Origin of the sequence: Bacillus sp. FSL E2-8900 (genome assembly GCF_037966225.1) — a bacterium.
Classification (GTDB): Bacteria; Bacillota; Bacilli; order Bacillales; family Bacillaceae_G; genus Bacillus_A; species Bacillus_A cereus.
In genome coordinates, this window is sequence record NZ_CP150193.1 from 4,520,001 (window position 1) to 4,545,127 (window position 25,127).

Here is a 25,127-nt window from a genome sequence, read left to right on the forward strand (position 1 = left end):
TTGCTCCCCATACAACGATAGGAAAACTAATAGGTATAAGTATTATTTTATTAGGAACTGGCTTTTGTTCTTATTATATGGTGCTGTTTGCTACTGAAATGATTAATAAACAATATATGAAAATTAAAGGTGAAGAAGCCGCTACTTCTAACGGTCATATGATTATCGTTGGCTGGAATGAGCGCGCAAAACATGTTGTAAAGCAAATGCACGTATTACAACCAAACCTTGATATCGTTTTAATTGATGAAACACTTTCTTTACTCCCAAAACCATTTCATCATTTAGAATTTATAAAAGGTTGTCCGCATCACGATCAAACTTTATTAAAGGCCAATATTGCAACGGCACACACCATATTAATAACAGCTGATAAAGAAAAAAACGAAAGCTTAGCGGATACACAGTCCATTTTAAATATTTTAACTGCAAAAGGGCTCAACCCAAACATTCACTGCATCGCTGAACTTCTTACTTCTGAACAAATACAAAATGCAACGAGAGCTGGCGTGTCAGAAATTATAGAAGGAAATAAATTAACGAGCTATGTATTTACCGCTTCTCTTTTATTCCCTTCCATTTCAGGTGTACTATTTTCACTTTACGACGAAATCTCTGATAATAAATTACAACTGATGGAGCTTCCATCGTCCTGCACCGGACAAACTTTTGCCAATTGTAGCTATACTCTTTTAAAGCAAAACATTCTCTTACTAGGTATAAAGCGCGACGAACAATATATGATTAATCCAGTTCATTCCTTTGTTCTCATTGAAAGCGACATACTCATTGTTATTCACCATTAGTAAAATGACGCTCTAATTCTTGCATGAGCACTTTCCCAATATTGATATATTTTCTTTTCACATCTCCATCTGGATCTTTCGGCTCAGCAAATTGATCCATTCCACTTGTTCCAGCTGTTAAAGTATTCACATTATCATCTAGTTCGTCTTGATATACGTGCGAAAGAATATACGGCGTTCCAAGACGAACTATTACGCCTGGTACATCTAGTTCTCCATCAATGGCTGTAAATGGAACTCGTAAAAATTGATACCCATCTTCTTCATCAATTTTGTAATCGAAGCATCCTTTATCATAATCCCAATTACCACCAATGCTATATCCAAGTGGTTTCATAATCTCTTCTAACTTATATAACGCATATGTACGTCCTTCTAAATTTGATTGAATCGGAATCAAGCCCATCCCTCCTAGACTTTTCCTTTAGCATACCCACTTTAGTTTGAATATACTGATGAACTTTTCGATAAAATAATAAAAAGCGACCGGAATCCGGTCGCTTTTTATTATTTTAAACGCTCTTCTAATTCTGCTTTTAATTCTTCAAATCCTGGTTTACCAAGTAAAGCAAACATGTTTTTCTTGTATGCTTCTACTCCAGGTTGGTCAAATGGATTCACGCCTAATAAGTAGCCGCTCATCGCACATGCTTTTTCGAAGAAGTATACAAGGTAACCGAATGTGTACTCATTTAATTCAGGAATATTTACGATTAAGTTTGGTACTCCCCCGTCGCTATGTGCAAGTAATGTACCTTCGTATGCTTTTGTGTTTACGAAGTCTACAGTTTCACCAGCAAGGTAGTTTAATCCGTCTAAATCGTTTTCTTCTGATTCGATTGTTAGTTCATGTGTAGATTTACCTACTTTAAGAACTGTTTCAAATAAGTCACGACGCCCTTCTTGAACGTATTGACCTAATGAGTGTAAATCAGTTGAGAAGTTTGCTGAAGATGGGAAAATACCTTTTTGATCTTTTCCTTCACTTTCACCAAATAACTGTTTCCACCACTCAGCGAAGTATTGAAGTGCTGGCTCATAGTTAACAAGCATTTCAATTGTTTTTCCTTTATTGTATAAAGCGTTACGAACTACTGCGTATTGGTAAGCTGGATTTTCTTCTAGTTCTGATGTTCCGAAGTCATCATGACCAGCAGCTGCACCTTTCATCATCTCTTCAATATTTAAGCCACTTACTGCGATTGGTAATAAACCAACTGGCGTTAATACAGAGAAACGACCTCCAACATCATCTGGAATAACAAATGTTTCGTAACCTTCGTTATCAGCTAATGTTTTTAATGCACCACGCGCTTTATCTGTAGTTGCATAAATACGTTTGCGAGCTTCTTCTTTTCCATACTTTTCTTCTAATAACTTACGGAAGATACGGAATGCTAGTGCTGGCTCTGTTGTTGTACCTGATTTGGAAATAACGTTAATAGAGAAGTCTTTACCTTCTAATACGTCCATTAAATCTTTCATGTAAGTGGAGCTAATGTTTTGTCCAACAAATAGCACTTGTGGAGTTTTACGTTGTTCTTTAGAAAGCGTATTGTAGAAAGAATGGTTTAACATTTCGATTGCTGCGCGTGCTCCTAGGTAAGAACCACCAATACCTACAACAAGTAAAATGTCAGAGTCATTTTTAATTTTTTCTGCGCATTTTTGAATGCGAGCGAATTCTTCTTTGTCATATTGAAGCGGAAGGTCTACCCACCCAAGGAAATCGTTCCCAGCTCCAGTTTTTTCGTGGATTGCGTGATGTGTTACTTTCACTGCATCACGTAAATAAGTGATTTCATGTTCACCGATGAAGGATAACGCTTTAGAATAGTCGAACGTTACATGTGTACTCATCTTTTTCCCTCCAATTATGGATATGTATTTCTGTATTCACTTTAGCGAAACTGAAGTTGTAAATCAAGCGATTCAAACATTGTAAACGTAACCAATATATATTTTTTAGAAAAAGTTCATTTTTTGCATAAAAATTCGCATTTTTCGGTATAGATGTATATACATCTTCTTTCAAACATTTTTTATGTATAAAAACAACATAACTACCCCATTCTATAAAAGAGTTAATTAACTCATCGCTTGCTCATGCTTCACAATTAAGGGGGGCTTTTTCATGAGTACTTTACAACGTATCGCATTAGTCTTTACTGTAATTGGCGCTGTGAACTGGGGACTAATCGGTTTTTTCCAGTTTGACTTAGTAGCAGCCATTTTCGGTGGACAAAATTCAGCTCTTGCACGTATTATTTACGGCATCGTTGGTATATCTGGGCTTATCAACCTTGGTTTACTGTTTAAACCATCTGAAAATCTTGGTACGCACCCAGAAACAAACGAAATTCGATAATCAGTATGTCCTTTCACCTCCGACATACGAATATGATTGCATGCAATCATATTTGCAAATATATATCATAAGATAAAGTAAAAGAGGAACGCTCATATGCGTTCCTCTTTTACTTTGTTAACTCGGACTCTTCAATCCATTCTGCCAACTTTTCTCGCAGCGTATTAAATCCGTTTTCAGATGGGTTCGGTATAAGAATCCTTCCTTGTTTTCTTTTCGCCGCTTTTAACGATAAACTCATTTTTCTGTGCTCTTCATCAATTGAAAGTACCTTTACTTCTACTGTATCGCCGACCTTTAAAAAGTCATGAATATCCTTTACATATCCATTTGTAATTTCAGATATATGCACAAGTCCTTGTGTTTCTGCATCTAACGCTACAAACGCACCGTAATCTTGAATTCCAGTCACTTTCCCTGTTACAACCACTCCTGTTGTATATTGTTCTGACATATGAAACACTCCCATACGTTTACCATTCTCTCTACAATTATAGAGAGCAAAGCAGATATATTTATTTTAAATATCCGATTGGTTAGTACACATTCTAGATAACAATATCTAGAATGCGCATACCTTATATTAGTAAATTATACCACTATGACAGAACTCATTCAAAATTCATGAAAAATTTCCCTTAAAGAAGTATAATTCTCCAATATTGGGATAGACTACTAACACATGGCTTTCTAGTATTCCCCCCCTTTTATGGACAAAACGTATTACGTTTTGTCCTTTTTTTATTTTCAACAAACCGTTCCATTCTCTTCATTGCTTCCATAAGTTGTTCAAGCGACGTCGCATAAGAACAACGAATAAACCCTTCACCACTTTCGCCAAATACGCTACCAGGGACAACAGCTACTTTTTCTTCCAGCAATAACTGTTCTGCAAATTCCGCTGAAGATAATCCTGTTGAAGATATAGAAGGGAAAACATAAAATGCTCCGCCCGGCACATGACACGTTAAGCCCATTTCATTGAAAGATGTCGTCATAAAATTACGACGCTTCTTATAACTATCTCTCATCCGAATTACTTCATCATTCCCCGCACGTAACGCTTCAAGTGCTGCGAACTGAGACATCGTCGGTGCACACATCATGGAATATTGGTGAATTTTGAGCATCAATTCTGAAAACTGAACAGGAGCTGCAATCATACCGAGACGCCATCCTGTCATCGCAAATCCTTTTGAAAATCCTGAAATTAAAATCGTATGCTCGCGCATATTTTTAATACTCGCGAAACTTGTATATGCTTCGTCGTATACAAGCTCTGCATAAATTTCATCAGATAATACAATTAGATTGTACTTCTCAACAATCACTGCTATTTCTTCAAGCTCGAATTTATTTAGCATTGCACCTGTCGGGTTATTTGGTGAACAAAGTAAAATCGCCTTTGTTTTCGCTGTAATAGCTGCTTCAATTTGTTCTGGTTGTACTTTAAACTCGTTTTCTAGCTTAGTCGCCACAGGAACCGGAACTCCTCCAGCTAATGTCACAAGTGGTGCATAAGAAACGAAGCTTGGTTCAACAATGAGCACTTCATCATCAGGATTTATAATGGCACGCATCGCTACATCTAACGCCTGGCTCGCTCCAACTGTAACAATGATTTCATCACTTGGATCATAAGATACTGCAAATTGTTTTTTTAGATACTTTGCTATTTCTTGACGGAGCTCCAATAATCCTGCATTTGCTGTATATGACGTATACCCTTGTTCCAAAGAACGAATACATGCTTGCCTTACATTCCAAGGGGTAACAAAATCCGGCTCTCCTACCCCGAGGGAAATAACACCTTTCATATTTGCTGCTAAATCAAAAAATTTTCGAATACCAGATGGTTTTAAAGATTCTGCTGATCTAGATAGTTCAAATTGCTTCATGGTGTCACCACAATTCGCTTATCATCATCGTCTTTTTCATAAATAACGCCCTCATGTTTATACTTCTTCAAAATGAAATGAGTAGTTGTAGAAACGACAGATTCAATTGTTGCTAATTTCTCAGAAACAAACATCGCTACTTCCCCCATCGTTTTCCCTTCTAATGTAATAGAAAGATCATATGTCCCTGACATTAAATAAACGGATTTCACTTCTGAATAACGATAAATTTGCTCAGCAACCGCATCAAACCCAACGCCGTGCTTTGGCGTAACTTTCACATCGATCATTGCCGTTAAACCTGTATGTTCTTTCACTTTCGTCCAATCGATATGTGTTACATAATCCACAATAATCTTTTCATTTTCTAATCTCGCAACCATCTTCTTTACTTCTTCTACTTCTATATTTAACAGCTTCGCTAATGTATCTACAGATAATCGACTACTCTTTTCAAGACAAGCTAATAATTCTAATTCTTTTTCTGTCACCATATAAATCATCCTTCCTTTTCGTTTGTGTCTAAATTATACAAATACCCTTTCCAGTTTGAAAAGAAGATTTTTCTATTGAATTATGTCAAAATAAAGTGAAACTTTAATCAGCGGAAAAATGCGTGATAAAGCGAAAGGGGATGGAACCGTGAAACCAAAAATTTATATTGCTGAACCAGTTCCGACATTTGTAGAAAACTATTTATCAGAACACTGTGATTACGAAAAATGGGATCAAAATGAGAAAGTGCCTCGTGATGTTCTATTAGAGAAAATACAAGATAAAGATGGGTTATTAAATTTCGGATCTGCTATTAATGAAGAATTACTGACAGTGGCTCCTAACTTAAAAGTAGTGAGCAATATTTCTGTTGGTTACGATAATTTTGATTTACAAGCGATGAAAAACCGAAATGTTATCGGAACGAATACACCATACGTATTAGATGATACAGTAGCTGATCTCGTTTTCGCCCTTATGCTATCAGCTGGGCGCCGCGTTTGCGAACTCGATTCTTACGTAAAAAATGGTGAATGGAACGCTGAAATCGGAAAAGAACACTTCGGACTAGATGTACACCATAGCACAATTGGTATTATCGGTATGGGCCGAATTGGAGAAGCCGTTGCAAAACGAGCAAAATTCGGATTTGATATGAATGTTCTTTACTATAACCGCCGTCGTAAAGAAGAAGCTGAACAAAAATTCGATGCTACATATTGTGATTTACAGACGCTACTGAAGCAGTCTGACTTTATTGTTCTTCTTACTCCATTAACAGATGAAACATATCACCTTATCGGAGAAAAGGAATTTTCATTAATGAAAGAAACAGCAATCTTCATTAATGCTTCTCGGGGGAAAACAGTAGATGAAGAAGCGTTAATCCATGCTTTAACAGAAAAGAAAATCTTTGCAGCAGGCATCGATACTTTTACACAAGAGCCAATTCAAAAAGATAATCCACTCTTATCATTACAAAATGTTGTGACTTTACCACATATCGGATCTGCAACATTAAAAACTCGTCAGCAAATGGCCATGACCGCCGCTGAAAATTTAGTTGCAGGATTACAAGGAAAAACACCGCCTAATATTGTGCGCGGGTAATACTGAATAAACGAAAGGCAAGATGACATCGTCATCTTGCCTTTTTTTGTTAACATATTTTCTTCTTCCTTGGAGATGATATGAACAAAAATCAATGGAGTGACAAAAAATGAATCATAAATATACTTGTCCTTATTTCACTTTTTCCACTCGCGGCACTACTGTTCATTACGAATTGTATGAACATGATAATAAAACAGAACGCCCTACTTTCGTACTCGTTCACGGCTTTTTATCTTCCTCATTCAGTTACCGCCGTCTCATTCCTTTACTAGCGAAGGAAGGAACAGTCATTGCTCTTGATTTACCACCGTTCGGAAAAAGTGATAAGTCTCATCTGTTTAAGTATTCTTATCACAATTTAGCAACGATTATTATTGATTTAATTGAACATTTATCTCTCTCAAACATTGTATTAGTTGGGCATTCTATGGGTGGGCAAATTTCTCTCTATGTAAACCGTATACGTCCTGAACTCATTTCAAAGACGATTTTACTATGTAGCTCGAGCTATTTAGCGCGCGCAACCTTACCTTTACTATACTCTTCTTATTTACCGTTCTTTCATTTATACGTAAAGAACTGGATTATTAGACGCGGCATTGTTCATAACTTAATGAATGTCGTTCATGATCACTCATTAATTGACGATGAAATGAAAAAAGGTTACTCCGCTCCTTTTTATGACAACCGTATATTTCCCGCTTTAACTCGCATGATACGAGACCGTGAAGGTGACTTATCTTCAACTGAATTACAAAAAATCGAAACACCTATCCTACTCATTTGGGGTGAAAAAGACCGCGTCGTCCCTGTACATGTAGGTCATCGTCTACACAAAGATTTACCGAATTCAAAATTTATTTCTTATGAAAATACAGGACATTTACTACCTGAAGAAAAGCCTGAACATGTTTATGAAGAAATTATCGCTTTTTCCGCGCAATAAAATGAAACTTTAATCAGCCCCCACCTAACTTCTTTGCTTCCGCTGAATTTTGAGGTGAGGGTCTTACTACCCAGCAAATAGCGGGATAATATAAAAAAGGCTGTCGGAAATTCTGACAGCCTATAATGAACAGCTTCCACCTTCTTTTATTATAAGTAATTCCATAGCTAATTTCTCACATTTTTCAAGCGCAGGTACTTCCTCAAAAGACATAAAGTATATATGTTGAATCTTCTTTGCGATGTATTTTGGATCGTCAAACACACTTATGACGTTCACAACATCGCTCGCTTCTGTTTCATAAAACTCCGGTCCCATTTGAAACGGATCCCAATTCTTCACAACCTCTATCATCTTTTCATATGTACCCATTCGCTTCCCGCCTTTTCACTTTTTAATAGTTTTCTTTATCCTATCACATCAGCTATTCTATAAGAAGAGAGAGAACTTTCATAACTTATTGGTTTTACAGAAGAAGGGAGCAAACTTATGCAACTATTTCATAAAGCAATCAATCGACGTGGAACGCATAGTATAAAATGGGATACATATAAAAACGAAGAACTTATCCATGCTTGGATTGCTGATATGGATTTTGAAGTACCAAAACCAATTCAAACTGCCTTAAAACAACGAATCGAACATCCGATTTTTGGCTATACACTTCCTCCCGAAAATATTGGAGATATTATTTGTAACTGGACAAAACAACAATACAACTGGGATATTCAAAAAGAATGGATTGTCTTTAGCGCCGGAATCGTTCCAGCTCTTAGTACGAGCATACAGGCTTTCACCAAAGAAAACGAATCTGTTCTCGTACAACCACCTATTTATCCTCCATTTTTCGAAATGGTCACAACAAACAACAGGCAGTTATGCGTGAGTCCATTACAGAAACAAAATGATACATATGTGATAGACTTCAAGCATTTAGAAAAGCAGTTTCAGCAAGGCATCAAACTCATGCTTCTTTGTAGCCCTCATAACCCAATCGGGCGCGTTTGGACGAAAGAGGAACTTTTGCAGCTCGGATCGTTATGTACTAAATATAACGTAATCGTTGTGGCGGATGAAATTCATTCCGATATTATTTATGCAGATCATACACATACACCGTTCGCTTCCTTATCTGAAGAATTAGCAGAGCGCACTATCACTTGTATGGCTCCAAGTAAAACATTTAATATCGCTGGATTACAAGCATCGATTATTATCATTCCAAATGAAAAACTCCGTCAAGCCTTTACATCTATCCAATATAGACAAGGCTTCCACGGATTAAATATCTTCGCTTATACAGCGATGCAAAGTGCCTATACAGAATGTAATGATTGGCTAAACGAAATTCGATTATATATAGAAGATAATGCTCAATTTGCTTGTGAATATATTAAAACTCACATACCTGCTCTTTCCGTAACGAAGCCAGAAGGTAGCTTTTTATTATGGATTGATTGTTCTCGTCTAAAGCTTTCTCAAAACGAGCGTACTGCATTACTTGAGGAAAAAGGAAAAATCATTGTTGAACCTGGTGAGAAATACGGGTTAGATGGCGAAGAACATATTCGAATTAATATCGGCTGTCCACGATCTGTTTTAGAAGAAATTTTAAACAGACTGCGTCATACGGTTTCATAATAAGAAAGGAGTCTGTCCCCCTAATCATTCTTGGACAGACTCCTTTGTCATATTTTGTCAGTAAGTCGATATATTTCAAGTTACGGTCGATATATTCCAATAATCGCTAATATATTTTCAATTACATTTCACAAAGAAAGCTACCATTCACGGTAGCTTTTACTTTTTCTTCATATCCGATGCTTTTTTTACAATTACGCCACAAGCAATTCGATCCCCTGATTTACCTGTCGGTTGAGTCATACCATCATCAGGGTTTTCTGTAATAATAATAGACGCTCCATCTTTTCTATGAATCGTCGTTTTTCCTTCTTCAAGTGTGATGTGTGGGGCATTAATTTCCGCCTTAATCTTTCCAGAACCATCTGCAACTACGTTCGGTAAATCACCGTTTTCTGCACCCTTCGGATTAAGAAGACCATGTTTTTTATCATCTGGATTAAAATGATTTCCAGCTGATTCAAAACGAGGTGCTTTACACTCTCCAATTTCGTGTACATGTAGTCCATGCGGGCCTGGCGTGAAACCTTCCCCTTTAATCGTAATTTTCACTCCACTTGTTTGCTGAACTACTTTCGCAGTCCCTACTTCATCTCCTGAAGCATTATGTAATTTCACTTCAATTTCTTTCGGCTTTCCTTGGTCACAACCTGCCATCAGAAATAATAAACAACAACTGAAAAAAAGCCGTTTCTTCATTCTATTCCCTCCAAAATATATTCTGCCCTTAGATTGTCCGAGCATAGAGGGAAACATACAAAAATGCATTACTGTTTCTTTTCAGCTAATAGTTTTTCTTCAACTTTCTGCAATCGCTCTGCTTCTCTTTTTGATACACGAATAAACATGCGCCACGTGGCAATAGCACCGATAATAAATAGAACGCAAACAATCCCTGGAATAATATATTCTGTTTTATCTTCCGGAAAATATAAAGGCATCATATAGAACACTCCTTATTATAGGATTTATAAAACACCAGAATTTTCTGTTATATCATTTTAAATTATAGTGGAACCTATCCATATTCTCAAGGGGCGTTCTGAAAGCAAATGATTTCTTTGACTCCTTCTCCTACTTTCCTTACTATAAACTTGAGGTGAAAAATATGAGAGAAACATTTGAAATTGGCGAAATCGTTACTGGTATTTATAAAACAGGAAAATACATTGGCGAAGTTACAAATAGCCGCCCTGGCAGTTACGTCGTAAAAGTATTAGCTGTTTTAAAACATCCGGTGCAAGGTGACTTACATAACGTAAAACAGGCTGACGTACCATTTTTCCATGAAAGACGCGCTTTAGCTTTCCGTGAACAGACGAACATTCCAGAGCAAATGGTGAAAAAATATGAAGGAGAAATTCCGGATTATACCGAGTCACTAAAATTAGCATTAGAAACTCAAATGAATTCATTTTTTGAAGATGATTCACCTTTTGCAGAGCGTAGTCTAGAAACATTACAACAGTTAAAGAAAGACTACAAACTCTAAAAAACAAAACGACCAAATTACATAATGTGCAATTTGGTCGTTACTGTGTGCTCACTTTCTTTAACACTTTTGAAAAATCAACGAGTTCTCCTAATGTTGGAGGTGCTGGCTTTACTAAATACTCTTTATCTTTTTCTACTAGTTTAAAAATATTGTACGTCGTCATCGCATCATCAAGCGCACAATGATGCTTCCCTGTCCCTACTTTTCCATACGCCTCAATTGCTTTCCATAATCCTGTTTGATTTCTTTCTCCAAAAAACTTCTTATACTCAAGCGATAAATCACGACACTGTCCGAAGAATGGAAAAGCTATCCCTGCCATCTCACAATTATGCTTCAGCACTTTCATATCCATATTTCCCCACGTTACAATTGTCGGTTTACATTTCGTTTCGTATTCTGCAAGCTTCTTAACGAGTTCAGGAAATGAAATCCCTTTATCTACGACTTCTTGTTTTATTCCCAAAAACTTCTTACATCGATCCGTTAAAGAGGGAAATGTTTTCGGCCTGACATGTGATGAATACGTATCTTCTACCTTACAGCCAGCAACTGAAACGAGTCCTACCTCAATAATCTCTGGAAAAAATCCTTTCGGTTTCTTTCTATGCTGGGGCATCGTAAACTCAAAGTCTAAAAATAAAAATCGTTGTTCATCCATACGATCCCTTCCTTATCATTTTTGTCATTCCTTTCTATTTGACACTCCTACACGAACAAGCTCGAATGCTAATTCCATTTTAAATATTCAGATTGGATGTATCTTATATATATGTCAAATGCCCACAAATATTTTAAAAAATAAGAAAAAATGACCTATGCAGAAAATATGACAAAATCTCTCCTTTCATTTACATCCGCAGTTTTTCTACTTTATAATGACGTTATGTGTGTTTCATCTAGTTAATATTTGACACACTAAGAAAAATGAATGAAAGGAGATGAGATCTTTGCACGAAACAACGCAAGAACTCGCTAACTGGCAGTATTATTTTGCTATCGCAGTCTTTTTAATTACATATGCCATTATTATTTCTGAAAAAATTAATCGCGCTGTCATCGCACTTCTCGGTGCAGCATTCATGGTAATTGTGGGGGTCGTCGATTTACATAACGCCTTTACGAAACATATTGAATGGGGAACGATTACGCTACTCATCGGTATGATGATTTTGGTGAACATTACGAGTAAATCAGGTGTTTTCCAATACGTTGCCATTAAAGCAGCAAAAGGGGCACAAGGAAATCCAATTAAAATTTTAATTTCCCTTTCCCTACTTACCGCGCTTGGCTCCGCATTTTTAGATAACGTTACAACTGTACTTCTTGTTGTTCCAGTTACTTTATCTATTACGCGCATACTGCAAGTAAATCCTGTTCCTTATTTACTTTCTGAAATTATTTTTTCAAATATAGGAGGAACAGCAACATTAATTGGTGATCCACCTAATATTATGATTGGTTCTGCAAATAAGCATTTAGACTTCAATGCTTTCCTATTGAATCTAGCACCAATCGTAATTATTATTATTGCAGTTACAGCGATAATACTTTACTTCATGTATCGCAAACAATTAATTGCCGATCCTGTACAAGTTAAAAAATTAATGAGCTTAGATGAAAAACAATACATTAAAGATCCAGTATTAATGAAAAAATCTTTAACGGTACTTGGACTTACAATTGTAGGTTTCATGACTCATTCTATTTTCCATATCGATGCCGCTATTATCGCCTTAACTGGTGCTACTGTACTTATGTTAATTGGTGTGAAAGAGCATGAAATTGAAGAAGTATTTGCAAGCGTAGAATGGGTAACAATCTTCTTCTTCGCAGGGCTATTCGTACTTGTTGGAGGACTTATCGATATCGGTCTTATCAAAATGTTAGCTCAAAAAGTAATTGGTATAACAGGCGGAGATATTTCTTACGCATCCATCCTTATTTTATGGGTATCTGGTATCGCCTCTGCAACAATTGATAACATCCCATTCGTTGCAACAATGATTCCACTTATTAACGATATGGCAGTTGGGCTAGGCTTATCACCATCTGACGCACAAATCGATGTATTATGGTGGGCATTAGCACTAGGTGCTTGTCTGGGCGGAAACGGAACATTAATCGGAGCTTCTGCTAACGTAATCGTTGCAGGTATAGCGAGCCGCGAAGGACATAAATTTAGTTACATGGACTTCCTAAAAGTCGGTTTCCCAATTATGATCGTTTCATTAATCATTTCTCACATTTATATTTATTTACGCTACCTTATGTAGTAAAAAAAGCGCTCTGATAATCAGGGCGCTTTTTTACTTATATCTAAAATATATCGACTTATCAACAAAACGAAAAATCTACTCTTTATATCTCACCGGTTCATTCCGAATAATAAATAAATGAATCGGTAAGAACACCGAAAATGTGATTACATGAATAATCGTAAATAATATAGAGTTCGTTCCGTATCTGTCTAAAATAGCGTAGATAAGATAAATGGACAATACAATCGATACAGCTGTTGCTAGTAAACTTATAATTGGTACGAAATTAAAAATAAAACATGCAACATATATGCCGAATACTTTCCACCCTGCCTCTTCTTTCAAAAAATCTGGTAATTTATCTTTCGCTAAGTCACCCCATGTCTTACTATTCAAAAACGGAATAAACGCAAGCACCCCGTCCGTTGCACCATCATTTTTCGCCATCGAATAAAGTGCAAAAGCCGTTAACAAATATGAAATAATTGCCCAAATCAATATAACAAGAATAAACGCAAAACTAAGAGCAAAGAAACCTGCTAATACGCCTTGATCCTCCATCTTATCCTCTCCTCTCTACTTTCAACATATTTCATTACATTGCAAGTTATGTTTTAAAATTTATCCAAACTCTTTGTATAATAAGAGAAGAAAGAGAATAAGAGAGGAGCAACACTTATGCATCCATTTGTAAAAGCATTACAAGAGCATTTCACAGCTCATCAAAATCCTGAAAAAGCAGAACCTATGGCTCGTTATATGAAAAATCACTTCCCATTTCTAGGTATTCAAACACCGGAAAGACGCCAATTATTAAAAGACATCATTCAAATACATACTCTCCCAGATCAAAAAGACTTCCAAATTATCGTACGTGAGCTTTGGGACTTGCCAGAACGTGAATTCCAAGCGGCCGCACTTGATATTATGCAAAAATATAAAAAGCATATAAACGAAACTCATATCCCCTTCTTAGAAGAACTGATTGTCACAAAATCTTGGTGGGACTCTGTCGATAGCATCGTCCCTACATTTTTAGGCGATATCTTTTTAAAACATCCAGAATTAATTTCTGCCTATATTCCAAAATGGATTGCATCAGATAACATATGGTTACAACGTGCCGCTATTTTATTCCAACTAAAATATAAACAAAAGATGGATGAAGAACTTCTTTTCTGGATTATTGGACAACTACACTCTTCAAAAGAATTTTTCATTCAAAAAGCGATTGGCTGGGTCCTTCGTGAATATGCAAAAACAAATCCGGATGTAGTTTGGGAATACGTTCAAAACAATGAGCTCGCTCCATTAAGTAAGCGTGAAGCAATTAAGCATATTAAAGAAAATTACGGAATAAATAATGAAAAAATAGGCGAGACTCTATCATAGATAGACGCGTTCCTCTATTGAGATTTAAAAAAGAACGTGTTAGAATATGTTCATTATTATTAATATAAGTAGCGATGACGGACTTATAAGTACTTGCATAAAAAGCGATTCAGGGATAGTGAAAGCCTGAAGCCGCAAGGAAACGGCAGTCCCGAGCAATACATGATAAAGTGGATGCACCTTTTGTGTATCAACTAGGGTGGAACCGCGGGCAAACGCTCGTCCCTAGGCAAATAAGCCTTGGGATGAGCGTTTTTTTATGTTCTTTTTAGCATATACTGCTCGTTTCCAAAGTATCAGAGTATGTCATCGCCAATACGTTAACTTTCAAAAGGAGGATTTTCTTATGTATTCAATGGAACAAGTTGTAAACTTAGCGAAACATCGCGGTTTTGTTTTCCCTGGTTCTGAAATTTACGGTGGTCTTGCAAACACTTGGGATTACGGTCCACTTGGAATCGAATTAAAAAATAACGTTAAAAAAGCTTGGTGGAAAAAATTCATTCAAGAATCTCCACACAACGTTGGTTTAGACGCAGCTATTTTAATGAACCCTAAAACTTGGATCGCTTCTGGTCACGTTGGTAACTTCAACGATCCAATGATTGACTGTAAAAAATGTAAAGCTCGTCACCGTGCTGACAAATTAATTGAGGATGCTTTAGATGCAAAAGGCATCGAAATGGTTGTTGACGGTCTTACTTTCGACCAAATGGCTGACTTAATGAAAGAACATGAAGTAAAATGTCCTGATTGCGGTAGTGAAGAATTCACTGAAATCCGTCAGTTCAACTTAATGTTCAAAACATTCCAAGGTGTTACAGAGTCTAGCACAAACGAAATCTTCCTTCGTCCTGAAACAGCACAAGGTATTTTCGTAAACTTCAAAAACGTTCAACGCTCTATGCGTAAAAAGCTTCCATTTGGTATCGGCCAAATCGGTAAGAGTTTCCGTAACGAAATCACGCCTGGTAACTTCACATTCCGTACACGTGAATTCGAACAAATGGAACTTGAATTCTTCTGTAAGCCTGGTGAAGATTTAGAGTGGTTTGCATTCTGGCGTGAAACTTGTAAAAACTGGTTACTTTCACTTGGTATGTCTGAAGAGAGCATGCGTCTTCGTGACCACGGTGAAGAAGAGTTATCTCACTACAGTAATGCAACAACTGACATTGAATTCAAATTCCCATTCGGTTGGGGCGAACTTTGGGGCGTTGCATCTCGTACAGACTTCGACTTAAAACGTCACATGGAACATTCAAACGAAGACTTTAACTATATTGATCCACAAACGAATGAGCGTTACGTGCCATACTGCATCGAGCCATCTTTAGGCGCAGACCGCGTAACATTAGCATTCTTATGTGATGCATATGAAGAAGAGCAATTAGAAAACGATTCTCGTACAGTTCTTCGTTTCCACCCTGCTTTAGCACCATACAAAGCAGCTATCTTACCATTATCTAAGAAGCTATCTGAAGGTGCTACTGAAGTATTCGCAGAATTAGCTAAAGACTTCATGGTAGACTTTGATGAAACTGGTTCTATCGGTAAACGTTACCGTCGTCAAGACGAAATCGGTACACCATTCTGTATCACATACGACTTCGACTCAGTTGAAGACAAAGCTGTTACAGTACGTGACCGTGACACAATGGAACAAGTTCGTATGCCAATTAGCGAACTAAAAGGTTTCTTAGAGAAGAAAATCCAGTTCTAATTATAAGAAAAAGAGGCTGCTCATAAGAGCGCCTCTTTTTTACTTTTCACGTTTTTCTTTAATTGCTACTGTACATCTTGATATACATAGTAAATCATCATTTTCATCAATAATACGAACATCCCAAACCATTGTCGATTGTCCTCTATGTATCGGTGTTCCAATCGCTGTTACAATTCCATCTTTCTTTGAGCGAATGTGGTTCGCATTAATTTCTAATCCGAAACAAATACATTTTTCTTGATCAATTAAATTATATGAACCAACACTTGCCACTGTTTCTGCTAATGCAACCGATGCACCACCATGTAAAAATCCAAATGGCTGATGCGTACGCTCATCAACAGGCATCGTAGCAACCACCTTATCTTCTGTCATCTCTAACAACTCAATTCCAAGTGAATCCATTAAAGTTTTTGCCATATCGCTTCCCCCTTCTCTTACTTTAATTAAATGTATAATTTTACCTATTTATTTTCAAACTACTTATAACACTTATATAAGGAGGCTTCACCTAAATGAAACAGAAATTTTGTATATTACTGCTTATGTTCTCCTTGCTGACTATTGTACCAAATTGTACAATAACAGCCAAAGCATCTAACCTGACAATCGATGTTAAGACTGTAACGCAAAAAGGTAAGAAACCTTATATAGAATATCAAATAAATAGGCCTTCTTTTCACAACTTTTCTGATTCTAAATTTCAAAATAAACTCAATTTATACTACAAAAAATCCACTGACAAATTTAAAAACAAATTAGAAAAAGAAGCAAAAAAATATTATAAAGAGACAGAAGGATCTAGTACACCCTTTCATCCGTACGTAGCAAATGTTGATTATAAAGTCTCTTTAAACAAACCACCTTTTCTTAGCCTATATGTGAATTACTATCAATATACTGGCGGAGCACACGGTCTTTATACGTGGAAGGCAAATACATTCGATTTAAACGAAAAAAAGGTACTGCACTTAGACGATTTATTTGAACAAAAGGATAAATATAAAGATGTAATCCGTGCGGAGATTGTACGACAAATTAAACAAAATGAAAGCATTTATTTTCCTGATGCAACTGAAAAAGTAATGAGTATGAAAAAATTCCACTTCTTTTTAGAGCCAGACAATCTCGTCATTTATTTCCCTTTATATGAGATTGCTCCCTATTCAAGTGGAATTCCGCAATTTCGTATTCCATATACGTTGCTAAGAGACTATTTAAAGCCTTCTTATCAAAATATTTTGATTGACAACAAGTAAATATTTTCGCTACGATAATGTTAACCTAAAAACAACAGGAGGTTAACATTATGAGAAGATTTCATGTTTTAGATTTAGCATTAGCTGCCATGTTCGTTGCTCTTATGGCAATCGGTGCAAATATTGTATCTTGGGCACCATTCCTTCAAGTAGCAGGCATCCCATTATCTATGCAACCATTTTTCGCAATTTTAGCAGGTCTTCTTCTTGGAAGTAGACTTGGTGCCTTATCCATGACTGTATATATGCTCGTTGGCGTAGCCGGCGCACCAATCTTCGCTAACTTCAAAGCTGGATTTGGAGCACTTTTAGATCCTACTGGTGGTTTTATTATCGCATTTATTATCGTTGCTTACGTATCCGGAAAACTAGTAGAACAAAAAGAAAGACCAACATTCATTACATTTGCAATTGCCTCTTTCACAGGAATTATTTTAACTTATATAATCGGTACTACTTACATGTACGGGGCAGTCAATCTCTTTATGGGCGGTAATATGAGCTATAAAGCTGCTTGGATGATTATGATGTGGTTTGCAGTAAAAGATATTGCATTTACAATTATCGGTGCTATTATCGCACCTCGCATATATTATGCTGTGCGTCGTTCTGCTTATCAGCATTCTCATTCGACGATTTCATAATAAAAAAATGAGTTATTTCAGTATACTGAAATAACTCATTTTTTATTATGACTCTTGATTCGCTTGTTCTTCTAAAATTTTCTTCATCATTGCAACCATGTCATCACGTAATTCTGGGTGTTGCAGGGCCATTTCAATTGTCGTTTGAACGAATCCTAGCTTTTCACCTACGTCGTAGCGCTTTCCTTCGAAATCGTAGGCAAATACACGTTGGATTTCATTTAAGCTTTGGATTGCATCTGTTAACTGAATTTCACCACCAGCACCGACATGTTGCTGTTCTAAGAACATAAAGATTTCAGGCGTTAAAATGTAGCGCCCCATAATCGCTAAGTTTGAAGGAGCTGTACCTTGTGCTGGTTTTTCAACGAAATTGCGAACTTGGTAACGACGACCTTCTTGTTCTAATGGATCGATAATTCCATAGCGATGTGTTTCCGACTCCGGAACAGTTTGTACACCAATAACAGAAGAAAGTGTTTTTTCATACTCATCCATTAATTGACGTAAACACGGTTTCTCAGCTTGGACAATATCATCACCTAGTAACACTGCAAATGGCTCATCACCAATGAATTTACGTGCACACCAAACAGCATGTCCTAGTCCCTTCGGCTCTTTTTGACGGATGTAATGAATATCTACCATTTTTGAAGAAGCTTGTACTTTTTCAAGCAACTCATATTTTTTCTTCTCTAATAAGTTTTGTTCTAGTTCAAATGCGTTATCAAAATGATCTTCGATAGAGCGCTTTGTTTTACCAGTAACAATAATAATATCTTCGATTCCCGATTTCACTGCTTCTTCTACAATGTATTGAATCGTTGGTTTATCTACTATCGGTAACATTTCTTTCGGCATTGCTTTCGTTGCTGGTAAAAAACGTGTTCCTAATCCAGCTGCTGGGATTATCGCTTTTCTTACTTTTTTCATCACAAAATACCCTCTCTCCTGTCGGAATCAATAGCAATTATTTCCTACATAAAACAAAAGGGAGATTTCGCTCCCTTTTGTTCCTTACTACTTAAAATTACTTTGTATTATAAACGATTCATAATGTCTTCTTTAATAGTAAGTAACTTTTGTTCACTATTTTGTAAAGAACTATCTTTTACACCAAAGTAAAACTTAATCTTCGGCTCAGTTCCAGATGGACGTAGGCAGAACCATGAACCATCCTCTAATTGATATTTTAACACATTTGATTTCGGTAAGTGAATCTCTTCTTTATGTCCATCTTGTAAAGATGTAACGATGCTTGCTTTATAGTCTTCCACTGCTACGACTGTTAAGCCCGCTACTTCTTTCGGAGGATTCTCACGGAACGTTGCCATCATCTCTTGGATTTTTTCCGCTCCATCTTTTCCTTTTAACGTTAACGATACAAGGTCTTCACGGAAGAAGCCGTATTTCTCAAATACTTCTAATAGACCGTCATATAACGTTTTCCCTTGTGATTTGTAGTATGCAGCTACTTCACATGCAAATAGGACAGATTGTACTGCATCTTTATCACGGCAGAATGGGCGGATTAAATAACCATAGCTTTCCTCATAACCGAATTGGAATTCATATTGTCCGCTTTCTTCATACTGCCTAATTTTCTCACCGATAAATTTAAATCCAGTTAACGTATCAACTGTATCTAAACCGTATGCTTTCGCAATTGTACGACCAATCTCAGACGTTACGATTGTTTTTAATACGACACCGTTCTCCGGAAGCGTTCCGTTTTCTTTCTTTTGAGATAGTAAGTAATCAAGCATTAATGCACCTGTTTGGTTTCCTGTTAATACTTGGAACTCACCATTATGATTGCGCACCGCTACACCTAGACGATCTGCGTCAGGATCAGTTGCGATTAATACATCTGCGCCTACCTTTTCACCGTCACGAATGGCATACTCAAACGCTGCGTGCTCTTCTGGGTTCGGTGATTTTACTGTAGAGAAGTTTGGATCTGGTAACTCTTGCTCTTTTACAACTGTTACATCTGTAAATCCAACTTCTTTTAAACCACGGCGTACAGAAATATTTGATGTTCCGTGTAATGGTGTAAAGACGATTTTTAAGTCTTTACCAACCTTTTGCACCATTTCTTTATTAATGATGACATTGTTCAATTCTGCAGCATATGCATCATCTACTTCTTGTCCAATAATATGTAATAAACCGTCAGCTTTTAATTGCTCTACATTAGCGACTTCAACTGTTAATTCATCTTCTACTGCATTTACGTAGCTAATTAACTCATCTGCTTCTTTTGGAGGTAACTGTCCACCATCTTCACCGTATACTTTGTATCCGTTATATTCAGGTGGATTATGGCTTGCCGTAAGAACGATTCCACTTACTGTATGTAAATGACGAACTGCGAAAGAAAGTACTGGCGTTGGACGTAAGCTTTCAAACACATATGTTGTGATACCGCGTGCCCCAAGTGTAGCAGCAACTTCCATTGCGAACTCAGGTGATTTATGACGAGAATCATAGGCTACAACAACACCGCGTTTTTTCGCTTCCTCACCTAATTTTTCAATAAAGCTTGCTAATCCTTTTGTTGCTTTACGAACTGTATATACGTTTAAACGGTTCGTACCAGCACCAAGTTCACCACGCATACCACCTGTACCAAACTCTAGATTTTTATAAAAGCTATCCTCGATTTTCTTCTCATCTTGCTTCATATTTTCTAGCTGTTCTTTTAATTCTGCATCTAATTGTGCGTAAGAAAGCCAGCGACTAAATTCTTGTTTCCAATTCATTCTTCTCTCTCCTCTCGCTCGTCATACCTTTATTATATGAAAAAAACATGCTGTATCTCAATATTTTATAAAATCTAGTAGGATTTTACTAGGAATATTTGTATACACTATTGTTAAATACTCCACTAAAGGGAATGAGGATTATGCACGAATGGGGCTTGTCAGAAGAGCTCAAAATACAAACAAAGCAAATGATTGAAATTGCTGAAAAAGAACTATCGATTATGAGGAACGCAATCGATAAAGAAGACGAATGTATTTTATGCAAAATGGAAGATATTCATCATATGTTAGCAAATGTACAAACATTGGCAGCTACATACTACATTCAGGCATATTTATCACCTTATACGGAAAGTTCATCTTTTATTACGACAGCTATCCAACATTTAAGCGCCAGAAAACATGGTGCTCTTATCGTTGTGGAACGAAACGAGACGCTTGAAGCTCTCATTCAAACTGGAACGACATTAAACGCTCATTTAACTGCACCATTACTCGAATCAATATTTTATCCAGGTAACCCTCTTCATGACGGTGCTGTTCTCGTAAAAAATAATCATATTGTCTCAGCTGCTAATATTCTTCCTTTAACGAAAAGTACAGAAGTTGATCCTGAGCTAGGAACACGTCACAGAGCTGCAATTGGCTTATCAGAAAAGAGTGATGCACTTATATTAGTTGTCTCTGAAGAAACGGGCCGTACTTCTTTTGCTTTAAACGGGATTTTGTATACGATTTCTTTATAAACACTTTTTTGAACAGCGCAGTAGTAAATGAAGTTATATCGAATTACCAACAAATATACCTACTATATCAATAAAAAAGGCTGTCTCCAAAATTTGAGACAGCTTTTTCTTCAAAAAAATTATTCTTCTACAAAATGCTCGAAAAGTATACGAATTACCTACACCATTGCTCGAGCTGACCATAAATTATTTGCTCACAGGGATGTCTAAGTACACTTGCTACTCTTTTTGTACTCAAAACATGTTTAGACCTCTTTCATAACAACTATATGTTTTCTAAAATGCTTCACTTCTAGCTATTATTTTTTATCTATTTTTAAGAAATAGTAAAAAAGGGTACTTTAGAAATCCTATCTAAAGTACCCTTTTATTAAAAATCTATTTTATTATAAAGAATAATTGGAGACTGCAAAATGATAAAAATATAGCATACTTTCAAAATTATTTATAATTATTAATATTAATATTAAACATAAAGCAACTACTTTTACACGTCTCATCACTTTAAAACCATATGCCAATAATAACGGTATTGTAAACAGCATATGTGCGCCATAAATAAATGCTTCAGATGCCCCAAAACCAATAATTCCATGTAAAACAATATTAAATAGTAAACAGAAACTTAAAAACCTTACGAAAGGCTCTTTTCTAAAGTTTTTCCATACAGCTACTATTATAAAAGCATACACAGATACAATCACAATCCACCCGATCATAGTATGCGATGGAAGTATATTTAATTGTGCGAATTGCTCACCTTGTCTTAAAGTAACTTCCGAGAATGGTCCAAAGATGAATGAAGATCCTAATAATAGATGAAATACTAATATACCTGATGGCTTAACGTATTCTGATGAAAAACTCTGTCCTTGCGCAGCAAAGTCCATACTACCCTTTAATCCTTCGATAAGAACGACATTATTTGCGTTCATTGCTAATACAAACAGGACCACGACAATAACAATCGAAATACCAGTCCAAATAATTTTTTTCCGTAGTTTCTTATAACTCATCAGACTACCTAAAAACCACATAAACGAATTGGTTAATGTAACCCCTGTTATTACTATTGCCAACAATACATTCGCAATACTAAATCCTATTTTCGCTTCTTTTTCCCCTGTAATAAATGGATAGCATACAAAGCACATAAGTACCAATGTGAAATTTGCATAGCTAAAAGATTCTGGTGTCCACGTAATAACTAACATTGTAGCTGAAAATCCATACATGACCGCTAGTAAAAAAGAAACAATCGTATTCTTACAAATTTTACAGCATAATGTATAAATCATCACTACACTGAGCGCGCTTAAAAACGTTTGAATGAATATAATACCATGTACAATATTCCCTACTTTTACTGTCTCCAGCATCCACATGAATTGTTGAATAAAATAATAAAGGAATGGATGTCGGAACCAGGTCGCCGCTGCTACATCTACTTTTTCAAGGAAAAAGGAGATGATATAATATCCTTGATCAAAAGAAAAATAGGTATCAACCACCCAAGCTTCAATAAAAAGCTTAGAGTGAGTATCCATTTTCCAACCGATAAAAAAATAAAATGACCAATAAAAAATGAAAAGGACAAGGGCTAATATCCCCTTTCCTTTATAATCATTCCAAATATTCAATACTTCTTCTCCTCTCTACGGTAGAAATAACATAATTAGATGTGCCACGTACCCAATAACTGTTCCTAACACAAGCCCACCAAAAATCTCATGCCAATGATGTCCTTGACGCTCTCTTAATTTTTCTTCTTCCGAACTTATATGTTTATTCAACATTCTTGCATGTTTACCAACTGTACGGCGAAGTCCTGTGGCATCAATGATAACAATTGTTAAAATTGCTATCCCGATTCCAAACATCGGTGTATTAAACCCTTCATGAAACCCTATTGTCATGACCATACTTGATAAAATCGTTGTATGCGTACTAGGAAATCCACCATTTCCAACTAAACGAAAAGCATCTTTTCCAGAACGAAGATAATTCACTAAAAATTTCAATACTCCCGAAGCTACCCAAGCTATAAATGGAAGTATACAATATAAATATGTTCCCATTGCTTTACCTCCTATGATTTTGCAATAAATAAAATGCCAGCTACTATACATACCATTCCAGCAATTTTCATGAAATTGATTGTTTCACCAAATAATAATGCTGACGCAATAATAACAAATACATATCCGAAACTCACCATTGGGTATGCATAACTTAAATCCACCTTTCTCAGCACAATCATCCATAATAATGCACTTAAACCGTAAAAAGCTAGTCCGAAAAAGTTCGGTACGTTAATGAAATTCATAATACCTACAGCCGCTGAACTTTGTGATTTCATTGCGCCAAACTTTAATAAAATTTGCCCTACAACTCCCATACCAACTGATAAAATAATCATTAAAAATTGTTGCATCTCTATACTCCTTAACCGTTTATATTCAAAAAATGTTTTATTCCAAATAAAAAACGTTTAAGACACTCCTCTTAAACGTTTTAACAAACCCGAATAGAGTAATTAAAAGTTCAATAGTATAATAATAACTGTTATCGCATATAACAACACTGTTATTAAAATATGCTGATCCTCTAATAAAACTTTATCTGGTTCTCCACCTTTATCTTCCATGTGAACTAAATATAAATAACGAAAAATCCCGTAAATTACAAATGGGATTGTCCACATTAAATAGATACTTTTCCCTGCATTAAAAGTAAAGATAGCATAAGTTACAATAGTTGCCGATGTAACAATTGTACTTAATTGGTCTAACAAAGCAGGAGAATAACTTTCTAATACTTTTCTATGAGAACCTTTATTATTCTGTAACAATACTAATTCATGTCTTCTTTTATTAATAGCCAAGAATAGTGACAGTAATAATGTACATAATAAAAACCACGGTGTAAATGGCACTTGAATAACTAATCCACCGGCCAATGCTCGTAAAACAAATCCAGCTGCAATAATTAAAATATCAATGATTACAACGTGCTTTAAACGAATTGAATACGCTACATTTAAAATAAAATAGGCTGCTAATACTAAGCACAATAACGGATTTAATATATATGAAACTACTAAAGACGCTACTAAAATAACACAACCTGCTGTAATAGCAAAGTACGGATTTAATGCCCCCGATGCCATCGGTCGATATCGCTTAACAGGGTGTTGTCGATCTGCCTCAATATCCATAAAATCATTTAAAATATAGACACAGCCAGATATTGCACAAAATAGCGCAAAACAAATTGCAGCTTGTGCCACCATAGTTAAAGATACTTGTTTTATTGAAAAGACTAACGCTGCAAATACAAGCAAGTTTTTAGTCCACTGTTTCGGGCGTAACTGTTTAAAAAACAATACAACTATATTTTGTTGAGATAAAGTCCCTTCCCTCATAATAATAAGAGTGCTTCTATTTTTGTCACTCTCTTCTTTCCCTCCCTATTCAATTGTTATTTACTTCTAATACAGGGAAAATTATATCACATAAGTATAACATTGAAAATCAACTATTAAATACCAATAAAAAAGGCTGCCTCAA

The 25,127-nt window shown here is 36.1% G+C and carries 29 protein-coding genes (1 of these 29 only partly in view); 12 read left to right on the forward strand and 17 right to left on the reverse strand.

Translation table 11 applies throughout. The features are described from left to right. Positions 1-806, forward strand: partial view of a potassium channel family protein gene (locus tag NST90_RS23255; RefSeq protein ID WP_000842320.1) — the 3' portion only. 190 nt of this gene lie to the left of the window's left edge; 806 of the gene's 996 nt are visible here — the last part of the coding sequence; its start codon lies off the left edge, out of view; it ends in the stop codon at positions 804-806. On the opposite strand, the gene NST90_RS23260 is transcribed toward NST90_RS23255, so the two are convergent. After that, positions 793-1,206, reverse strand: coding sequence for a YugN-like family protein (locus NST90_RS23260; protein WP_000612334.1), 414 nt, complete (start codon positions 1,204-1,206; stop codon positions 793-795). The two genes, NST90_RS23255 and NST90_RS23260, sit on opposite strands and share 14 nt — an antisense overlap. Positions 1,207-1,313: 107 nt before the next feature. Then, positions 1,314-2,666, reverse strand: a complete 1,353-nt coding sequence (locus NST90_RS23265) for a glucose-6-phosphate isomerase (protein ID WP_000103654.1) — start codon at positions 2,664-2,666, stop codon at positions 1,314-1,316. 274 nt (positions 2,667-2,940) lie between these two features. Here NST90_RS23265 and NST90_RS23270 point away from each other — a divergent pair, with 274 nt between their 5' ends. Beyond that, entirely contained in the window at positions 2,941-3,174 is a 234-nt protein-coding gene (locus NST90_RS23270; RefSeq protein ID WP_000105788.1) for a DUF378 domain-containing protein, read from the forward strand. 109 nt (positions 3,175-3,283) lie between these two features. On the opposite strand, the gene yugI is transcribed toward NST90_RS23270, so the two are convergent. From yugI to NST90_RS23285, 3 genes are all read right to left on the reverse strand, one after another. After that, on the reverse strand, positions 3,284-3,628 hold the full coding sequence (gene yugI, locus NST90_RS23275) for a S1 domain-containing post-transcriptional regulator GSP13 (protein WP_000003764.1): 345 nt from the start codon (positions 3,626-3,628) through the stop codon (positions 3,284-3,286). Between the two features lie 253 nt (positions 3,629-3,881). Next, positions 3,882-5,072: an aminotransferase gene (locus NST90_RS23280; RefSeq protein ID WP_000808534.1), complete on the reverse strand. Its 1,191-nt coding sequence runs from the start codon at positions 5,070-5,072 to the stop codon at positions 3,882-3,884. Continuing rightward, complete coding sequence (locus NST90_RS23285; RefSeq protein ID WP_000255696.1) at positions 5,069-5,566, reverse strand: Lrp/AsnC family transcriptional regulator; 498 nt, start codon at positions 5,564-5,566, stop codon at positions 5,069-5,071. The genes NST90_RS23280 and NST90_RS23285 overlap by 4 nt, the downstream gene beginning before the upstream one ends. 118 nt (positions 5,567-5,684) lie before the next feature. Here NST90_RS23285 and NST90_RS23290 point away from each other — a divergent pair, with 118 nt between their 5' ends. Continuing rightward, positions 5,685-6,677, forward strand: a complete 993-nt coding sequence (locus NST90_RS23290; protein WP_002024995.1) for a D-glycerate dehydrogenase — start codon at positions 5,685-5,687, stop codon at positions 6,675-6,677. A gap of 109 nt (positions 6,678-6,786) precedes the next feature. Beyond that, complete coding sequence (locus NST90_RS23295; RefSeq protein WP_001015860.1) at positions 6,787-7,626, forward strand: alpha/beta hydrolase; 840 nt, start codon at positions 6,787-6,789, stop codon at positions 7,624-7,626. A gap of 120 nt (positions 7,627-7,746) precedes the next feature. Here the strand turns inward: NST90_RS23295 and NST90_RS23300 are convergent, their stop codons facing one another. After that, positions 7,747-7,998, reverse strand: coding sequence for a YugE family protein (locus tag NST90_RS23300; RefSeq protein ID WP_000537637.1), 252 nt, complete (start codon positions 7,996-7,998; stop codon positions 7,747-7,749). Between the two features lie 117 nt (positions 7,999-8,115). On the opposite strand from NST90_RS23300, the gene NST90_RS23305 reads away from it, so the two are divergent. Beyond that, on the forward strand, positions 8,116-9,267 hold the full coding sequence (locus NST90_RS23305; protein ID WP_283748268.1) for a MalY/PatB family protein: 1,152 nt from the start codon (positions 8,116-8,118) through the stop codon (positions 9,265-9,267). Positions 9,268-9,426: 159 nt separating this feature from the next. Here the strand turns inward: NST90_RS23305 and sodC are convergent, their stop codons facing one another. Both sodC and NST90_RS23315 read right to left on the reverse strand, forming a co-directional pair. Continuing rightward, positions 9,427-9,966 carry a superoxide dismutase [Cu-Zn] gene (gene sodC / locus NST90_RS23310; protein ID WP_006922350.1) on the reverse strand — a complete coding sequence of 180 codons (540 nt, stop codon included), beginning with the start codon at positions 9,964-9,966 and terminating at the stop codon, positions 9,427-9,429. Between the two features lie 68 nt (positions 9,967-10,034). Further along, a complete protein-coding gene (locus NST90_RS23315; protein ID WP_000982757.1) occupies positions 10,035-10,211 on the reverse strand; it encodes a hypothetical protein in 177 nt (58 codons plus the stop codon). A 164-nt stretch (positions 10,212-10,375) separates the two neighbouring features. Here NST90_RS23315 and NST90_RS23320 point away from each other — a divergent pair, with 164 nt between their 5' ends. Then, positions 10,376-10,759, forward strand: a complete 384-nt coding sequence (locus NST90_RS23320) for a kinase-associated lipoprotein B (RefSeq protein ID WP_001209342.1) — start codon at positions 10,376-10,378, stop codon at positions 10,757-10,759. 40 nt (positions 10,760-10,799) lie between these two features. On the opposite strand, the gene kapD is transcribed toward NST90_RS23320, so the two are convergent. Next, positions 10,800-11,423, reverse strand: coding sequence for a 3'-5' exonuclease KapD (kapD, locus tag NST90_RS23325; RefSeq protein WP_000344356.1), 624 nt, complete (start codon positions 11,421-11,423; stop codon positions 10,800-10,802). A 289-nt stretch (positions 11,424-11,712) separates the two neighbouring features. Between kapD and NST90_RS23330 the strand changes: the two genes are divergently transcribed. Continuing rightward, a complete protein-coding gene (locus tag NST90_RS23330; RefSeq protein WP_000545207.1) occupies positions 11,713-13,038 on the forward strand; it encodes an ArsB/NhaD family transporter in 1,326 nt (441 codons plus the stop codon). Positions 13,039-13,116: 78 nt separating this feature from the next. Here NST90_RS23330 and NST90_RS23335 read toward each other — a convergent pair whose 3' ends face one another. Next, the gene (locus tag NST90_RS23335; RefSeq protein ID WP_000390061.1) at positions 13,117-13,584 is read right to left on the reverse strand and encodes a hypothetical protein; all 468 of its coding nucleotides are present in this window, start codon (positions 13,582-13,584) and stop codon (positions 13,117-13,119) included. A gap of 117 nt (positions 13,585-13,701) precedes the next feature. Between NST90_RS23335 and NST90_RS23340 the strand changes: the two genes are divergently transcribed. Both NST90_RS23340 and NST90_RS23345 read left to right on the forward strand, forming a co-directional pair. Further along, the gene (locus tag NST90_RS23340) at positions 13,702-14,415 is read left to right on the forward strand and encodes a DNA alkylation repair protein (RefSeq protein ID WP_025710386.1); all 714 of its coding nucleotides are present in this window, start codon (positions 13,702-13,704) and stop codon (positions 14,413-14,415) included. A 346-nt stretch (positions 14,416-14,761) separates the two neighbouring features. Beyond that, a complete protein-coding gene (locus tag NST90_RS23345; protein ID WP_000287147.1) occupies positions 14,762-16,138 on the forward strand; it encodes a glycine--tRNA ligase in 1,377 nt (458 codons plus the stop codon). 39 nt (positions 16,139-16,177) lie between these two features. On the opposite strand, the gene NST90_RS23350 is transcribed toward NST90_RS23345, so the two are convergent. Beyond that, entirely contained in the window at positions 16,178-16,561 is a 384-nt protein-coding gene (locus NST90_RS23350) for a hotdog fold thioesterase (RefSeq protein WP_001140612.1), read from the reverse strand. A gap of 95 nt (positions 16,562-16,656) precedes the next feature. Between NST90_RS23350 and NST90_RS23355 the strand changes: the two genes are divergently transcribed. Together NST90_RS23355 and NST90_RS23360 are read left to right on the forward strand one after the other, a co-directional pair. Further along, positions 16,657-17,400, forward strand: a complete 744-nt coding sequence (locus tag NST90_RS23355) for a DUF3298 and DUF4163 domain-containing protein (RefSeq protein WP_283748269.1) — start codon at positions 16,657-16,659, stop codon at positions 17,398-17,400. A gap of 50 nt (positions 17,401-17,450) precedes the next feature. Then, complete coding sequence (locus NST90_RS23360; protein WP_001252163.1) at positions 17,451-18,044, forward strand: biotin transporter BioY; 594 nt, start codon at positions 17,451-17,453, stop codon at positions 18,042-18,044. A gap of 45 nt (positions 18,045-18,089) precedes the next feature. Here NST90_RS23360 and galU read toward each other — a convergent pair whose 3' ends face one another. Both galU and NST90_RS23370 read right to left on the reverse strand, forming a co-directional pair. Beyond that, entirely contained in the window at positions 18,090-18,977 is an 888-nt protein-coding gene (gene galU / locus NST90_RS23365) for a UTP--glucose-1-phosphate uridylyltransferase GalU (protein ID WP_002097988.1), read from the reverse strand. A gap of 107 nt (positions 18,978-19,084) precedes the next feature. Next, positions 19,085-20,809: a phospho-sugar mutase gene (locus NST90_RS23370; RefSeq protein ID WP_001104227.1), complete on the reverse strand. Its 1,725-nt coding sequence runs from the start codon at positions 20,807-20,809 to the stop codon at positions 19,085-19,087. A gap of 143 nt (positions 20,810-20,952) precedes the next feature. On the opposite strand from NST90_RS23370, the gene cdaS reads away from it, so the two are divergent. Continuing rightward, on the forward strand, positions 20,953-21,558 hold the full coding sequence (gene cdaS, locus NST90_RS23375; protein WP_000545252.1) for a sporulation-specific diadenylate cyclase CdaS: 606 nt from the start codon (positions 20,953-20,955) through the stop codon (positions 21,556-21,558). 386 nt (positions 21,559-21,944) lie between these two features. Here the strand turns inward: cdaS and NST90_RS23380 are convergent, their stop codons facing one another. The 4 genes from NST90_RS23380 to NST90_RS23395 all read right to left on the reverse strand — a co-directional run bounded on the left by NST90_RS23380 (position 21,945) and on the right by NST90_RS23395 (position 24,982). Then, positions 21,945-23,198 (reverse strand): DUF6080 domain-containing protein, encoded by a 1,254-nt coding sequence (locus NST90_RS23380; protein WP_046393058.1) that lies wholly within the window; start codon positions 23,196-23,198, stop codon positions 21,945-21,947. Between the two features lie 15 nt (positions 23,199-23,213). Beyond that, positions 23,214-23,636 (reverse strand): divergent PAP2 family protein, encoded by a 423-nt coding sequence (locus tag NST90_RS23385; RefSeq protein ID WP_016123673.1) that lies wholly within the window; start codon positions 23,634-23,636, stop codon positions 23,214-23,216. A gap of 11 nt (positions 23,637-23,647) precedes the next feature. Further along, positions 23,648-23,992 (reverse strand): EamA family transporter, encoded by a 345-nt coding sequence (locus tag NST90_RS23390; protein ID WP_001183889.1) that lies wholly within the window; start codon positions 23,990-23,992, stop codon positions 23,648-23,650. Positions 23,993-24,094: 102 nt separating this feature from the next. Continuing rightward, on the reverse strand, positions 24,095-24,982 hold the full coding sequence (locus tag NST90_RS23395; protein ID WP_016123674.1) for a decaprenyl-phosphate phosphoribosyltransferase: 888 nt from the start codon (positions 24,980-24,982) through the stop codon (positions 24,095-24,097). Positions 24,983-25,127 lie beyond the last annotated feature (145 nt).

Excerpts from the sequence above, each read along its gene's own strand:
- NST90_RS23265 (WP_000103654.1), bottom strand. The coding sequence starts at position 2,666 with ATGAGTACACATGTAACGTTCGACTATTCTAAAGCGTTATCCTTCATC.
- NST90_RS23270 (WP_000105788.1), top strand. The coding sequence starts at position 2,941 with ATGAGTACTTTACAACGTATCGCATTAGTCTTTACTGTAATTGGCGCT.
- yugI (WP_000003764.1), bottom strand. The coding sequence starts at position 3,628 with ATGTCAGAACAATATACAACAGGAGTGGTTGTAACAGGGAAAGTGACT.
- NST90_RS23280 (WP_000808534.1), bottom strand. The coding sequence starts at position 5,072 with ATGAAGCAATTTGAACTATCTAGATCAGCAGAATCTTTAAAACCATCT.
- NST90_RS23285 (WP_000255696.1), bottom strand. The coding sequence starts at position 5,566 with ATGGTGACAGAAAAAGAATTAGAATTATTAGCTTGTCTTGAAAAGAGT.
- NST90_RS23290 (WP_002024995.1), top strand. The coding sequence starts at position 5,685 with ATGCGTGATAAAGCGAAAGGGGATGGAACCGTGAAACCAAAAATTTAT.
- NST90_RS23295 (WP_001015860.1), top strand. The coding sequence starts at position 6,787 with ATGAATCATAAATATACTTGTCCTTATTTCACTTTTTCCACTCGCGGC.
- NST90_RS23300 (WP_000537637.1), bottom strand. The coding sequence starts at position 7,998 with ATGGGTACATATGAAAAGATGATAGAGGTTGTGAAGAATTGGGATCCG.
- NST90_RS23305 (WP_283748268.1), top strand. The coding sequence starts at position 8,116 with ATGCAACTATTTCATAAAGCAATCAATCGACGTGGAACGCATAGTATA.
- sodC (WP_006922350.1), bottom strand. The coding sequence starts at position 9,966 with ATGAAGAAACGGCTTTTTTTCAGTTGTTGTTTATTATTTCTGATGGCA.
- NST90_RS23315 (WP_000982757.1), bottom strand. The coding sequence starts at position 10,211 with ATGATGCCTTTATATTTTCCGGAAGATAAAACAGAATATATTATTCCA.
- NST90_RS23320 (WP_001209342.1), top strand. The coding sequence starts at position 10,376 with ATGAGAGAAACATTTGAAATTGGCGAAATCGTTACTGGTATTTATAAA.
- kapD (WP_000344356.1), bottom strand. The coding sequence starts at position 11,423 with ATGGATGAACAACGATTTTTATTTTTAGACTTTGAGTTTACGATGCCC.
- NST90_RS23335 (WP_000390061.1), bottom strand. The coding sequence starts at position 13,584 with ATGGAGGATCAAGGCGTATTAGCAGGTTTCTTTGCTCTTAGTTTTGCG.
- NST90_RS23340 (WP_025710386.1), top strand. The coding sequence starts at position 13,702 with ATGCATCCATTTGTAAAAGCATTACAAGAGCATTTCACAGCTCATCAA.
- NST90_RS23345 (WP_000287147.1), top strand. The coding sequence starts at position 14,762 with ATGTATTCAATGGAACAAGTTGTAAACTTAGCGAAACATCGCGGTTTT.
- NST90_RS23350 (WP_001140612.1), bottom strand. The coding sequence starts at position 16,561 with ATGGCAAAAACTTTAATGGATTCACTTGGAATTGAGTTGTTAGAGATG.
- NST90_RS23355 (WP_283748269.1), top strand. The coding sequence starts at position 16,657 with ATGAAACAGAAATTTTGTATATTACTGCTTATGTTCTCCTTGCTGACT.
- NST90_RS23360 (WP_001252163.1), top strand. The coding sequence starts at position 17,451 with ATGAGAAGATTTCATGTTTTAGATTTAGCATTAGCTGCCATGTTCGTT.
- galU (WP_002097988.1), bottom strand. The coding sequence starts at position 18,977 with ATGAAAAAAGTAAGAAAAGCGATAATCCCAGCAGCTGGATTAGGAACA.
- NST90_RS23370 (WP_001104227.1), bottom strand. The coding sequence starts at position 20,809 with ATGAATTGGAAACAAGAATTTAGTCGCTGGCTTTCTTACGCACAATTA.
- cdaS (WP_000545252.1), top strand. The coding sequence starts at position 20,953 with ATGCACGAATGGGGCTTGTCAGAAGAGCTCAAAATACAAACAAAGCAA.
- NST90_RS23385 (WP_016123673.1), bottom strand. The coding sequence starts at position 23,636 with ATGGGAACATATTTATATTGTATACTTCCATTTATAGCTTGGGTAGCT.
- NST90_RS23390 (WP_001183889.1), bottom strand. The coding sequence starts at position 23,992 with ATGCAACAATTTTTAATGATTATTTTATCAGTTGGTATGGGAGTTGTA.
- NST90_RS23395 (WP_016123674.1), bottom strand. The coding sequence starts at position 24,982 with ATGAGGGAAGGGACTTTATCTCAACAAAATATAGTTGTATTGTTTTTT.